Origin of the sequence: Pseudoalteromonas sp. McH1-42 (genome assembly GCF_022347845.1) — a bacterium.
GTDB classification, from domain to species: Bacteria; Pseudomonadota; Gammaproteobacteria; order Enterobacterales; family Alteromonadaceae; genus Pseudoalteromonas; species Pseudoalteromonas rubra_D.
Genome location: NZ_JAKRFU010000045.1, coordinates 1 through 16014 on the forward strand (window position 1 = coordinate 1; position 16014 = coordinate 16014).

Annotated in this window: 4 protein-coding genes; all 4 read right to left on the minus strand. The window is 48.4% G+C overall.

Translation table 11 applies throughout. The annotated features are described in order from the left end of the window. The coding region (locus tag MHN31_RS24325; protein WP_343224716.1) for a hypothetical protein at positions 1–3628 on the minus strand (3628 nt) is incomplete at its 3' end. A 16-nt stretch (positions 3629–3644) separates the two neighbouring features. Further along, a complete protein-coding gene (locus MHN31_RS23665) occupies positions 3645–3965 on the minus strand; it encodes a hypothetical protein (RefSeq protein ID WP_058798168.1) in 321 nt (106 codons plus the stop codon). A 156-nt stretch (positions 3966–4121) separates the two neighbouring features. Further along, positions 4122–5792, minus strand: coding sequence for an O-antigen ligase family protein (locus tag MHN31_RS23670; RefSeq protein WP_239445491.1), 1671 nt, complete (start codon positions 5790–5792; stop codon positions 4122–4124). A 264-nt stretch (positions 5793–6056) separates the two neighbouring features. Next, complete coding sequence (locus MHN31_RS23675) at positions 6057–16007, minus strand: Ig-like domain-containing protein (RefSeq protein ID WP_343224717.1); 9951 nt, start codon at positions 16005–16007, stop codon at positions 6057–6059. Positions 16008–16014: the final 7 nt, after the last annotated feature.

The following is a 16014-nucleotide window of genomic DNA, read 5'->3' on the forward strand; positions in this document are numbered from 1 at the left end:
CCAGTCCAGTTGTCAACTCGGTCTTGGTTGCCTTGCTCGACAGCGCTGTATCAACATCTGTCTGGTTCGCCTTGGCGGCCAATCCAGTTGTCAACTCAGTCTTAGTCGCCATGCCCGCGAGTGCTGTATCGACATCTGTTTGGTTCGCCTTGGCGGCCAGTCCAGTTGTCAACTCGGCCGTAGACGCTTTCCCAGCCAATGCTGTATCTACATCGCTCTGATTAGCCTTGCCTGCCAGTGCCGTATCTACATCACTTTGGTTCGCCTTAGCTGCCAATCCAGTAGTCAGTTCGGCCTTAGTCGCCTTGCTCGCCAATGCCGTGTCTACTTCACTTTGGTTCGCCTTAGCTGCCAGCGCTGTAGCCATATCACTTTGGTTAGCCTTGTTCGCTAGCGCTGTGTCAACATCACTTTGATTTGCCTTGGTGCCCAATGCCTGGGTCAGCTGCGTTGCGGTCACATAGCTGGCCAGCATTCCCGTTACATCAGCACTCAACGCAAACGTATCAAAATTCGGAAGTTCTGCACGTTTAACCAGTTGTTCTTCATCGTAATCTACGCCTTTCGCTAAAATAGACCACGGCTGCTGAATATTGCCTTGAGAATCCATAGGCGGAACACCAATGACTTCCTGAGTCGCTATAAATGCACTGCCCATGTAACTGATCACATCGCCCACCACATATTCTGTGGTCAGCAGGTAACCAGACGCAATGAAATTAATGCCTGTTGAGCCTTTAGCAACTAACAGATGCCAGCTTTGTGTATCCTGGACAGGAGACATATTGTTACCATCTGTCGCAGCTACAGCGACGGAAGCAATATACGCACTGCCCTCGAACGTAACAACGTCATCAATGTCATAGCCAGACTGAGCACTCCAAATGCCTTTGACTTGCAACCCTTTCTCGCCAGGTGCGCCATCTTTACCCGGTGCACCATCTGCACCATCATTGCCCGGAGCACCGTCAACGCCATCTTTACCTGGTGCACCATCTTTACCTGGTGCGCCGTCTTTACCTGGTGCGCCATCAATACCATCTTTACCTGGTGCACCATCTTTACCTGGCGCGCCATCTGCGCCCGGCGCACCGTCAATGCCATCTTTACCAGGTGCACCGTCTTTACCATCTAAGCCATCTTTACCCGGCATGCCTGAACCAACTCCAGCAAACAAAGATAACCAGTCATTAGAAATTGCTGGTGCAGGGTTAACCGTTCCTGACTCTTCAGTAGCCAGTATATCGACACGCGCAATATAGGCCTGCCCTTCATGTACAACCACGTCATCCGTGCTGTAGGCTGATTCTGCAGACCAATCTCCTTGGATTGTCAGGCCACGATCACCTTTGTCGCCCTTATCTCCCTTTTCACCCTGGTCGCCTTTCTCGCCACGCTCACCCTGCTCACCACGGTCACCTTTGTCACCCTTGTCTCCTTTTTCACCCTGATCGCCTTTCTCACCGCGCTCACCTTGCTCACCACGGTCACCTTTGTCACCCTGCTCCCCCTTGTCGCCCTGGTCACCTTTCTCGCCGCGTTCACCTTGCTCGCCCTGGTCGCCTTTGTCGCCCTTGTCCCCTTTGTCGCCTTGGTCCCCTTTTTCGCCGCGCTCACCATCCTGACCATTCACACCATCCTGACCTGGCAAGCCATCTTTACCATCTTTACCGTCCAGGCCGTCTTTACCTGGCATGCCAGATCCCACGCCAGCGAATAGAGATAGCCAGTTATTAGAAGTCACGGGCGCCTCATTAATTGAGCCCGATTCCTGCGTAGCGATAATGTCTACCCGAGCGATATAGGCTTGTCCTTCATGAACAACAACGTCATCTGCGTTATACGCAGACTCTGAAGACCAGTTGCCTTTAATGGTCAGGCCACGATCACCTTTGTCACCTTTCTCGCCTTGTTCACCTCGGTCTCCCTTCTCTCCTCGGTCGCCTTTTTCACCCTGATCGCCTTTCTCACCGCGGTCGCCTTTTTCACCTTGATCACCTTTTGCGCCCTGGTCGCCTTTCGCGCCGGGGTCACCTTTCTCACCGCGATCGCCTTTTTCACCTTGCTCACCTTTGGCACCCTGGTCACCTTTTTCGCCCTGGTCACCTTTCTCACCGCGCTCACCTTGTTCACCCTGGTCACCTTTTGCTCCAGGCTCACCTTTTTCGCCCGCGTCACCTTTTTCACCGCGTTCGCCTTGCTCTCCTTTCGCACCAGGGTCGCCTTTCTCACCCTGTTCTCCTTTCTGGCCTTTCTCGCCTGGGTCACCTTTCTCGCCCTGTTCACCTGCAGCGCCCTGTTCACCTTTCGCGACTAATAACAACCAGCTATCCGTTGCGATTTCAGGAGACAGGTTAATACTTCCCGCCTCTTCTGCAGAAGGGATATTTGCTACCGCGACGTATGCACTGCCATTGTGGATGGCAACATCGTCAATAACATAGGCATCTTGCTGCGACCAGACACCGCGGATCTGAAGTCCCTTAGCGCCTTTTTCACCCTGTTCTCCTTTTTCACCAGGTTCACCCTGAGCACCTTGGTCACCCTTTTGACCCGGCTCACCCTGAGCACCTTTCTCGCCCTGTTCTCCTTTCTGACCAGGTTCACCTTGATCACCTTTCTCACCCTGGTCACCTTTCTCACCCTGGTCACCTTTCTCACCCTGGTCACCTTTCTCGCCCTGGTCGCCTTTCTCACCCTGGTCGCCTTTCTCACCCTGAGCTCCATCAACACCATCTTTACCATCAGCACCAGCTTCGCCTTGCTCGCCTTTTGCCACTAACTGTAGCCATTGAGCGGCAACATCAGGTGACGGGTTTGCTTCACCGCCTTCTTCTACAGCAGCAACATCGGCAATGGCAATATAAGCACTGCCATTGAAACTAACTAAATCATCAACAACATAGGCAGCAAGTTCAGTCCAGGCACCTTTAACCTCAAGACCTTTGTCTCCCTTTTCACCTTGCTCGCCTTGTTCACCTTGTTCGCCCTTCTCGCCCTGAGCACCTTGATCACCTTTTTCACCCTGATCACCCTTTTCACCTTTGGCACCATCAAGACCATTGGCACCCGGTGCGCCATCCTGGCCGTCAGCGCCATCTTTACCGTCTGCGCCATCTGCACCATCAATACCGTCACGACCATCAGCACCTGGTTCACCTTTTAAACCAACGGTTGAACCAACCCACTCGCCGTTTTCATTAATCACAGGGATCCCTGCTACAGAGACTTGAGTTGCGTCAACCGAACCCTTTACTGATCCAGATACGTCGGCATAGTATGCGCTGGGCACTGCGTCAACTCGCAAACGAGGAGACATTTCAATATCATCTCCAACTTTAATGCCCAGTTCTAACTCTGTATTTTGAAAAATTGCGGCATCAATATCGTTATTCTCACCGAGACGGACACTGTATTGGCCATCAACAACCTGAACTTCTCTGACTTCCTGCCAGAGATTTTGATCATTTGCATAAAGCGTAAATGTGATAGTCAGAGTATCGTTAACTACTTCTTGAGTATTGGAATTGGTCAACGTACCTTGGTGGTTTAATTGAGCTGAAATAGCAGGCATAGAAATAGCACTGGCAGCGGCAATCATTGCCGCTAACGCGTTAACTTTAAACATAATATCCCTTAAAAAGTTAGTCTAGAGCAGTTTGAGCATTGTCTAATTGGAAATTGTTGGAACTCGCTTTCTGAGTCACGATAACCGTTGAGGCTTTTAAGTCATGACGTCCTGATGAAGCGCTTTGAATTACCGGCTGAGCTTGTGCCGTTTGAGATACTGTATGTATCGCCTTTCCTGGGGTGGGACTTGGTTTGGGCTCAGGTGTGATTGGCTGATCGACATTACGATCTTTGCCATCTAGCAGTGTTGTGTCCTCACTGTCCCCTGACCCACAAGCTGAAAGCGATGCAGCCATTACAACCGCCAACAACAATGAAGGTAAATCCTTAGTCATTTTCTTCTTCCTGAATTGGTATTATTTTTTAAACTTGGAACTATTGTCGGTCCATAGAGCATGCAGAGTCTATCAACTCATTTCTTTACGGACAACATTTTTTTCTTTTTTTACAAAAACTTAATGGGAATAAAACTCCCCAGCACACTGAATTTTTCAAAGTGATGGGGAGGGTTCCAATTGTTTTTGTGCAATGGCTTTCATTTCGTGGGCACGCGCCAGGCTAGGGTAAAATGTCAAAAGAAAATCTAGCCTGGTCATTGCACCAGCATAGTCATGCTGTTGTATCATTAGTTCAGCAGTCGCAAGGAGACCACTTGTATGATAAGGGTATAGAGACAGAAAATTCTCCAGTGCGCTTAGCGCCTTATCATTATCTTTGTACAAATGTCTCTGAAGGATATAATAATCAAATAACGCTTTACTATCATAAGGGTTTAATTCAAAGCTACGTTGCATGTATAACTCATTGCCCGACACATACCCAGTGTGGGAATAGTAACTTGCTAAATGATTAGATGAGAAAAACCCCACATATATAACGAGTAACACAGGTAAATAACTAAATCTGACAAACTGCTTTTTAGTGGTTTTTTTATCAGTTAACTGCTCGTTCCTATAAAGCACAAATGAGAATAGCAGTATTGCAAAAAACAGGCTTCCAGGGGTCAAGAAAAGAGCCGTAAACAGTGAATGAAACAAAGTAGACACCACAGCAACCAGTAGCCATCTGTCACTCTGACTTCCATAATATGCATTCACCATTGATTTAAAAAACAACAGAGCGAACATCACAGAAAATACTAAACCGCCGAGCCAGCCTGTTTCGCTGTAAAATTTCAATAGTATATTATGAGGCGTTTTTAGAATGCTATTTTGTCCAACCTTAGGTGATGCACCTTCGGTACCAAGCCTTGCGTATTTCGGGTGAAGATACTCAAAATTATTTACACCAACTCCAAGTGGTTTTTCAAGGACCATATCAAACGTATTGGCAAATAACTCTGCTCTTCCCGTATCAAGGTTTTTGATGCTTTGTATTTTTTTACTCAGCCTGCCATCTAAATAACTGTCTAGCTGACTGTATGCAACCCCTCCAACAATTAAACTCGCTGTAATAACAAGATAGGTGAACGCCTGGCGCTTTAGCTTATTAAACATCAGCAGGAATAGAATCAACTCACCTAAAAGTAAACCTAAGATTGTGCCGCGAGTACCTGACTCAAGTAACGCAAAAATACAGACAATAAATGACAATAAGCCAAAAACAGAACGAGCATTTACTTTGCCCTGATACAATATCGCAGCAACAAGAACCGGTAACCAGATGTTTAGAACCTGACCCAGGTTATTAATGAAACCAAACGAAGAAAATGCCGTTATATGAATCAGTTCGTAATCATTTATACGGGATTCAACATAGATCAGTGAAAAAATTACAGAAGAAAAAATGATACTATCGAAGAGTAGCTTTATGCCATATCTTTGCCACACTCTCTTGAGCATAAAACAAGCAATCAGTAGGCTCCCCACATACCTGAGGATAAACATCACCCCTTCATAGTAATTTACGGCATTTAACAATGACACGAACATCGGGAGCAATAAAGCAATACACAGCCAACCAAAGCCGCCTACTTCAATATCAACCTTTTTAATATACGCGTAAACTAAGGAAGCACAAATGAAAAGGTCAAATACAATCCACTTGGGCACGTCAAACTTATAAAAAAACGCATTCGAAGAAACTGAAGATATCAACACCGAAACAAGAATAATTAAAACACCGATCCAGGGCAGGCTTTCACTCATTCCATTACTACGCAAAATTACTCTCCATTTTTACAATCGACTACACTCTGAAAACTCGAATTGTTTACTTTACTCGTAGGTCATACCGGTACTTACCATGCGGACTCTAACACACTCGATGCTTGAAATGTATTTATAAGTACTCTGGTATCAAAATTTATAGATGATGTTAGGTGGGTATTTTAGTTGCTGTCACAGCAAAGATAACTCGCTGTCGTTTTTCTATGTAGATAAAGCAACCGAGGTTGTTATAAACAACCCCGGTTAGATATAAAGCTATCAGAATTTCATACTTACGCCCGCTGATATCTCATTAACGGCATTTTCGCTGATATTGTAGTAACTATAACTCACATTAATTGCAGTGTTTTCCAGAACATCATAGCCCAGAGTGATCCCACCATAGGCGCTGGTCCCTTCTTTTTCATATTGCAGCAAGTGTTTACTGTTTCGTGTACTATCAACCTGATATTCCCAGTCAAAAGCGCCCAAGAACAATGCTGCACTAAAACGCTCATGACGAAGCAATTCAAACCCGGTTTGTAAAGCAAAACCTTCTGGCAATACCGGCGTCGCCCGGGCAACCAGTTCATGGGCTGTATCCGGCGTCAAAGACTGACCTGTCAAGGCAAGGCGCCCCTGACCCAGATCTATATAACGGATCCCAACTTCCCATTTTGGCATTAGCTCATAATAGGCCCCTGCTGACCAGGACTCACTGCTGTCATCAACCGTCCCGACAGTTAGCCCACCAACAGAGGTTGGGGCCTGATAGTCCGCTTCAGCCTTACCAACCATAGCCTCAACACGCCACTGCTCTGCCAACACAGGATCTGCCAATAAGCAGCTCGTTGTAAGCAAGGTGTAGGCTGGCAACTTGCTGTTTCTGCGACGACGTAAAATTAATGCCGACATCATTATCACTAATAGTCCTCCCAGACCACCTGAAGATTTATTTTCCACACTCACAGTTTGATAACCAGAGATTGTCACTTTGACGATCCCTTTGCTCACTGCGCCGTTGCTGTCTCTCACCTGATACACAATGACATCTTCCCCTGAGTAACCTACTTTAGGCTCATAGGTCAGTGTACCGTCAATATTAATCGTTGCCTTACCATGCGTTGCAACCGCACTTATAAGGAATAGTTCATCGCCATCGGCATCAGTATCATTGGCAAGTACATCAATAACCAAAGTGGTTCGATCATCGGTTGACGCCACATCCAACACTGCTGTTGGCGCACTGTTAACGGTCAGATTGACAATGGCCTGACTGTTAGATGTACCGCCCTGACCATCAGAAATACTGTATTCAATGGTTGCAACGCCAACAAACGTCGCAGGTGGTGTATAGACCAGTTTGTTGTCCACAATACTTACAGTACCAAAGTCAACGGTTGCACCCGTTATGGTTAACGCGTTGCCATCTGCATCAGTATCATTCTCCAAAACATCAATCGTAATTTGTTGACCCGATGCAATGGTGACTTCATCTGCAACAGCGACTGGTAAAGTATTGTTAGTTCTGGGCACGGCAATACCGCCTGGATCAACTACGCTGCGGTTGGCCATACCATCATCATCGTTCGGACCACCGTCGACAATTTGTAGCTGCACACACCAGTCGCCTTCAGTCAGTCCATCGGTCCATTCATTGCTGCCTGGAGGCGGACAGTATCCTGGTTCGCCTGTCGCGGACAGAATTGCGTTACCACCGGAAACCACAAAGTCCACCCACTCATCATTTTTGAGTTTACGATAGACTGCATTCGCCGGAATAGGCCGGCGTTGAGGTATAACAATAGTGTAAGTGTCACCTGCCTGAGGCAATCCGGTTGCGATAAAATCAAACAACCCACCAATGTTAATCGCATCTCCATCTCCCGGTAGCTCACTTTCGAGCAGCTGCACACCACCTGTGGAGTTTTGCGCAACGGTCGCACCTTTACGCAGACAGACACCTGGCTCACCTTCAACCAGGTACTGAGTCGACTCAGCAGCTTGCTCTTGCATCACGTTACAGTCAGTAATGGCATCCTGGAAGTCAGGGATACCATCACCATCCGAATCCGCATAACCTTCCTCATCGTCAGGAATAAGGTCACCATCGGTATCAACTTGAGTCAATGCTTGAAGCTCAGCGACAACTTCGAGATAAATGTCACTTACCGAAGAAAGGCTAGGCTGTGCATCGTCCGTTGCAGTTACGGTCAGTCGGTAAATACCTTCTGTTAGCCCCGAGGTACTAAATACGAATGTATTTTCTTCTGCACTCAGGTCTGTCAGTGCGCTATCAACGGCATTCCAGTCTAGCGTAACATTGTCTTGTGGATTCGCATCTCTGGCAGTTGCAGTCACTGTGACTAATTCATCGTTAATTGTCAGCAGAGAACGTGTTTCGCCCGCCTGAGTTACACTGGTTGACACAGTTGGCGCAACATTCTCTTCAACGATGGTCACTGTTGAGGATGATTTCGCTCCTCGGTTTAATGAATCAGCCAGCGTGATGACGATATTTTCATTACCCTCGATGACGCCATCGCCAAACACATTAAAGCTGATTTGCGCCGAAGTGCCGGACTCAATTACCACCTGCCCATCGACTAAATCGTGATCTGCAGCATTTGCACTGCCCGAAACGGTATAAGGAATGGTCACGGGATAACTCGGTGCAGGTCCATTCAGGAACACATTTACTGTATGGCTTTGCTCCTCGGCCACTGTAGTGTCTTTCTCTAGAGAAATAAGAGGATTAACAAACACATTTTGCGTCGCGATGGATTGCAGTCCCTGGCTGTCTGTGGCCTGCCAATACACAAAGTGCGTACCTGGCGCGAACAGGGTTGTACCGTCAACCAAAGATACCGCAATGGTGTTACCGTTACCATCAACAGCGGTAGCCGTGCCCAGTGACACTTTAGTAAATAATCCCGTTGCATTGGTAGTTATGTCTGTCGGTACCGTGATGACAGGTAGCGTATTCGCCGGCGCTGAGTTAATTTGCAGCTGAGCGGTCGCTTTGCTACGCGCTTTTTGGCTATCCTCTATCAGATAATCAATGACAATTAAGCCCTGAGTGTCCGCCTGTGCCTGATAAGACAATGCACCATCAGCAATGGATACACTCCCTACAGAAGCTTTGGCACCAACAATACTCAGTACATCACCTGCATCAACATCCGTATCATTAGCCAGCACATCCAGAATATAAGTATTGTTAGCCTGCGGCTCAAAAACAAAGCTGTCGTTAACAGCCAACGGCAAATCATTCACCGAGTTAATGGTGATTTTTACTTCGCCAGCGGCTGAGTTCAGGCTACCGTCGTTAGCAATATAACTGAAGCTGTCCAGCCCGTTAAAGTTCCCAAACGGTGTGTAAGTGAAGGTATTGCCCTGCAGTACCAGCTGACCACTCACTGGCTGACGCTCAATGGATACTGTAACGGTATCGCCATCTTCATCAGATGTGTCGGCCACAAAGCTGGTCGTGCCATCCTCATTCACCACAATATCCATGTTGTTGGCAATCGGCTGATTATTGACAAACTGAACATCAATCTCAAATGCACTCAAAGCAGTCTGCGCAGTACCATCGGTCACACTGATCACAATATTACTGTAGACACCTTCGTCATCCCTGCTCGGCGTACCCGACAGAGTCCCCGTTGCAGTATCAAATTGCGCCCATACTGGCTGGTTGGTTATCGCAAATGTGAGTGCATCACCATCGGCATCTGATGCCTGCGGTGTGAAGCTGTATAGCGTGTTATGTACAACCGACGTATCAGGTGTACCAGAGATAACCGGAGCATCGTTTACTGAGCTAACGGTAAGCGTCACCGTCGCCGTATTCGAATCTAGCGCCCCGTCATTTGCCATGAAGCTAAAGCTATCAGAGCCGTTAAAATCTGCATTCGGTGTATATAGCCAGGTTGTCTCTGACTGCTGTTGCAATGCGCCCGACGACACACCCGACACAATACTGTATGTCAGCGTATCCGCATCCGGATCCGTGCCGCTGAGCGTAATGAGCAACGTATCATCCTCATTGAGTGATAGTGCCTGCCCTTCAACAACTGGCGCATCATTTATTGGCGTGACACTCAACGAAACAGTTGCCTCATTTGATACAGCGCCAGCCTGATCTCTTACCGTGTAGGTAAAGCTATCGTTCCCAAAGAAGTTGGTATTCGCAGTATAAATAATGGTGCCTTGTGCTGTGACCGTTGTCTGGCCATTTTGAGGCACACTTACAACAGTAACGCTGCTTAAATCGAAGCTATCACCCTCATCCACATCAAAGTCATTACCCAGCACGTTAACTTCGAAAGCGCCTTCTTCCTGGAGCTCAACACTGTTGTCGACGGCTACTGGTGCATCGTTAACCGGTGTTAAAGTAACGGTTACGGTCGCAGGCAGTGAGGCAAGCCCTTCACTGTCAGTGAGTGTATAAGTGAAACTAAAGGAGCCCGTTTCGTCTTGCTTAGGTGCAATTTCCAAAGTGCCATCAGCCAAAATGGTTACATCAGCTTTGGCGTAGCTGCCAGCACCATTACCCTGATCTTCCAGAGTGACATTGGCACCATTGAAGCCCTGATCTTCAACATCTGAATCGTTGGCAAGAATGTCCAGAACAACCGTGACATCTTCGTCTGTGGTTACTGTATCGTCACCGACCACTGGACGGTCATTGATAGCACCGATATTGACGGTAATGTTAGCCGATGCAGAGACCAGCCCATCGCTATCTGTAACGGTATAAGTAAAGGTCTCTTCCCCTACCTCGTTGTTGTTTGGTGTGTACACCAAAGTACCGGCATCCTGGTCTAGCGACACCACGCCCAGGCTCGGGGTACTGGTCAGCGTCACAGTCCCTGTAGGGATACCATCTTCAACGTCCGTCGCTGCTGCACGTACAGCTAGTGCTGCTGATGGCGTGTCTTCATCTGTACTGATCGTTAAATTAGCAGCAACAGGCGCGTCATTTACTGGCGTAATTGTCACCACAACCGTGGCCTGCTCCGATGTATTGAGTGCAGTATCTGCAACCGTGTAAGTAAAGCTATCCTGACCGTTTTCATTGTCCGCAGGCGTATAAGTCGCAATACCATTTACGATGGACACCGCCCCTTTACTCGGCGCAGTTACAACAACTGCAGACGCCGCGTTCATATTACCCTCAGGATCACCGTCATTATCCAATAGAGCAATTTGTACCGCTGTATCTTCGTTCGTTGTTGCGCTGTCATCGACTGCTGTCGGTGCATCCTCTACCGGGTTGATAGTTAACGACACAGTATGCGTTGCAGAGGCTGCATTTTGCGCATCTGTTACCTGGAAGGTAAAACTATCACTGGTGCTCTCCGAACCGTCATGTTGATAGTTAAAGCTACCATCAGCATTTAACGTCAGCACACCATGCTGAGGCTGCGACAGTGCACTAACAGACAGACTGTCACCGCTATCTAAGTCGTCGTCACTCGCGTTGCTGAGTAAGCCAAGCATCGTAGTCACTGTCAGCAGCTGCCCTTCATCAAGACCAAAGCTATAGTCTTGAGCCGTCGGTGCATCATTCGTATTAACAACCTCAATGTCAAAGGCGCTAAGTGACTGATGCGTTGTACCGTCTGAAACTGTAATCACGATCTGGGTATCGGTACCAACGTCGCTATCTGTCGGCGTACCAGATAGAGTACCTGTTGCAGTGTTGAAACTCGCCCAGTTTGGTTTATTGCTGACAGAGAAAGTCAGCATGTCACCAGCATCCACATCCGATGCGGATGGCGTGAAGCTGTATACTGAATCTTCATTCACGCTGGTCGCAGGTGTTCCGCTAATTTCAGGTGCATCATTCGTATTCACAACCGTGAGAGAGAAAGCTGAAAGCGACACAGAGACAGAACCATCAGAGACCGATATAACGATATCACTGCTGGTGCCAACATCACCATTTTCCGGAGTACCCGACAATGTGCCTGTTTGAGTATCAAAACTGGCCCAGTCTGGTTTATTAGCAATGCTAAACGTGAGGCTGTCGCCATCCATGTCAGATGCCACAGGTGTGAAACTGTATGCACTGTCTTCATTCACAGAGGTGCCCGGGGTACCTGTAATAACCGGCGCGTCGTTAACATTAATAACAGTAATGGCAAAGGCATCAAGGCTCACTGTCTCAGTGCCATCGCTCACGCTAACCACAATACCCTGATAGACACCAACATTGGCATTACCAGGTGTACCACTAATCGCGCCAGTCGATGTGGAGAAACTCGCCCACGAAGGTAAATTAGCCACACTGAACGTTAGCGTATCACCCGCATCCACGTCCGATGCACTGGGCACAAAACTGTATCCACTGTCTTCATTAACACTGGTTGCCGGAGTGCCCGATATGACTGGCGCATCATTGGTATTGACAACCGTAACTGAGAATCCAGTTAGTGCGACCGTTTCTGAACCATCACTCACACTGATCACAATGTCGGACGTAGTACCAACATGTTCATTAGCAGGTGTACCAGACAGTGTGCCTGTTTGTGTATCGAAGCTTGCCCAATCAGGTTGATTCGCAATACTGAATGTCAACGTATCGCCCGAATCTACATCGCTTGCATTCGGCGTAAAGCTATATGCGGTGTCTTCATTCACACTGGTAGCTGGTGTACCTGAAATGGTTGGCGCATCATTGGTATTAGATACCGTAATATCAAAGGATGTCAGGCTGACCGTTTCAGTGCCATCTGTCACACTGATCACAATACCCTGGTAACTACCCACATCATCATTTGACGGTGTACCAGACAAGGTGCCTGTGCTGGTATCAAAAGTTGCCCATTGAGGTGCATTTTGAATGCTAAACGTCAGAGTATCACCATCAACGTCGCTAGACGTCGGCGTAAAGCTGTAACTGGTATCTTCATTTACCTCAGTAGCAGGTACACCAGAAATCACCGGCGCATCATTCACCGGTGTCACAGTCATCGTGACAGTCGCTTCATTAGAAACAGCTCCGGCTGCATCTGCCACAGTATAGGTAAATGTATCCTCGCCAGAGAAGTTTGCATTTGGTGTGTAAACAATCGCACCGGCAGCGTTGACCTGCGTCTGACCACTTGCAGGTGCTTGCACCACCGTTACACTTGCCAAATTGAAACTGTCATTCTCATCTACATCAGTATCATTACCCAGCACGTTGACTTCAAACGAGCCCTCTTCCGCTACTTCAGCGGTGTTGCCCACTGCGACAGGCGCATCATTAACTGCCGTCAAAGTAACTGTAACGGTTGCTGCGTCTGAGGTTAACCCTTCACTATCAGTTAAAGTGTAGGTGAAGCTAAAGGTGCCGTTTTCATCCTGTTTAGGTGAAATTTGCAAGCTACCGTCAGCCAAAATGCTCACGTCAGCCTTCGCATAACTTCCAGCACCGTTCCCCTGATCTTCAAGCGTAACATTGGCACCGTTAAAGCCCTGATCTTCTACATCAGAGTCATTGTTCAATATTGCCAGGGTCACACCCACGTCTTCATTGGTAGTAACACTGTCACCTGCAACAATTGGCTTATCATTCACAGCACCAATCGTTACAGACACAGTTGCGGGTTCAGAAGTGCTGCCTTCACTGTCGGTAATGGTGTAAGTGAAGCTATCCGTACCAGTTTCGTTGGCACTTGGGGTATAAACTAATGTGCCAGCATTTTGGTCTATCGCAACACTACCTTTGGTCGGTTGCGTTGCAACAGCGATGTCGCCAGACGGGTTGCCATCTTCGACATCGCTTGCTCCCGCTCGCACCGCCAATGCATCACTGGCATTGTCTTCGTCAATATTAACCGCAAAGTTCTGCACAGTCGGTCTATCGTTAACCGCAGTAATCGTCACTGTCGCGGTCGCTTCACTCGATGTATTTAGCGCGGCATCTTTTACAGTATAGGTGAAGGTGTCCTGACCATTTGCGTTCGCATTTGGTGTATAAGTAACCACCCCATTTTCAATAGACACAGACCCCTTCGTTGGCTGAGTCACTATAGCCGCCGAAGAAGCGACCATATCACCTTCAGGGTCACTGTCATTGCTTAAGAGATTGAAGGTGACAGCTTCGTCTTCATTTGTTGTCGCAGTATCATTGACCGTTGTTGGCGCATCTGCGACTGCATTAATAGTCAGCGTAACCGTCTGAGTCGCCGATGTTGCATTACTACTGTCAACGACCTGGAAGGTAAAGCTATCGCTGTGATTTTCACTGCCATTATGTTGATAACTAAAGCTACCATCTGCATTCAAAGACAATTGGCCATGCTGTGGCTGACTTACTGCGCTTACCGTTAACGTATCACCACTATCCGTATCATCGTCTGTAGCAGTACTTAATAAACCATTGGCCGCAGCGACTGTCAGCGTAGCCTCTTCATCTAGTGTGAAGGTAAAGTCCTGTCCAACCGGCGCATCGTTGGTATTGTTCACTTCAATGCTGAATGCAGTGAGCGTGGCTTGTTCAGTGCCATCCGATACTGAAATCTGGATATTAGAATGCGTGCCAACATCACTATCCGTAGGCGTCCCGGTAAGGGCGCCCGTCGCCGTATCAAACTCGGCCCAACCTGGTTTATTCACAATGCTGAAGGTATGTGTATCACCGTCATCTGAGTCGGTCAGTGTCGGAGTAAAGCTATAGGCTGCATCTTCGTTTATCGTGGAAGCTGGTGTACCCGACAGTACAGGTGCAACATTATATTTTTTCGTCACACTGGCCGTGACACCTTCTGCCGCGTTGCCTGCTTCATCGGACACAATCACAGTGAGTGTCAAGGTTCCCTCATTAAGGGTACTTACATTGACGCCAGTTACTTGCTGGCTACTTGCTGTGATTGTTGTAGCGCTGTCGCTTGAGACTGTATTGGTGCCATCACTGACTTGATAGGTGAATGTACCACTCCCTTCCAGACCTGATAAGGTGAAGCTGAGCGCCGATTCATTATCCCGATTAATTAATGATTGATCTATCGCCACAGACTGGCCAGATGGTGTTCCATTATCCAGGGTAATGCTTTGCGTGGCTGCAGTGGAGGTGTTGCCTGCCGTATCAGTCTGTGTCGCCGACACCGTCAGCGTGCCATTGTTCAGGCCACTGACGTCCAGCTCACTGCCGCTCAGCGTCCAGTTACCTGAGCTGTCTGCAGTCACGGTACGACTGACTGTTGAATTGTTATCCGTGATGGTCACGGTGATGCTGTTGCCCGACTCTGCCCCCGAACCGGCAATTAAGACGTCATTGTCTTCTGCTGCGTTAACAAGGCCATCGGTTTCTATCGGTGTGGTGATGGTCAAGGCCGAAGGCGCCGCGTTATCTAGCGTAATCGTCTGAGTCGCAGCAGTCGAAGTATTGCCCGCCGTATCCGCCTGGGTAGCCGACACCGTCAGCGTGCCATTGTTCAGGCCACTGACGTCCAGCTCACTGCCACTCAGCGTCCAGTTACCAGAGCTATCCGCGGTCACGGTACGGCTAACTGATGAATTGTTATCCGTGATGGTTACGGTCACGCTATTGCCCGACTCTGCGCCGGATCCAGCAATCAGCACATCATTATCTTCTTCAGCATTAACGATACCGTCGGTTTCAATGGGTGTGGTGATGGTCAGCGCTGAAGGCGCTGCATTATCCAGCGTAATACTCTGCGTGGCTGCTGTGGAGGTGTTACCCGCTATATCCGTCTGAGTGGCCGACACTGTCAGTGTGCCATTATTCAGGCCACTGACATCCAGCTCACTGCCACTCAGCGTCCAGTTACCTGAGCTGTCTGCGGTCACGGTACGACTGACTGTTGAATTGTTATCCGTGATGGTTACCGTCACGCTGTTGCCCGACTCTGCCCCCGAACCGGCGATCAGCACATCATTATCTTCAGCCGCATTGACGATACCATCCGTCTCAATCGGCGTGGTGATGGTTACTGCTGACGGTGCAGCATTGTCCAGTGTGATGCTTTGCGTGGCTGCGGTGGAAGTGTTACCCGCTGTATCCGTCTGTGTCGCCGACACCGTCAGCGTGCCATTATTCAGGCCACTGACGTCCAGCTCACTGCCGCTCAGCGTCCAGTTTCCTGAGCTGTCTGCGGTCACGGTACGACTTACCGAGCTATTGTTGTCTGTGATGGTCACGGTGACGCTGTTGCCTGACTCTGCGCCGGATCCGGCGATCAGCACATCATTGTCTTCAGCCGCATTGACGATACCATCG

Excerpts from the sequence above, each read along its gene's own strand:
- MHN31_RS23665 (WP_058798168.1), bottom strand. The coding sequence starts at position 3,965 with ATGACTAAGGATTTACCTTCATTGTTGTTGGCGGTTGTAATGGCTGCA.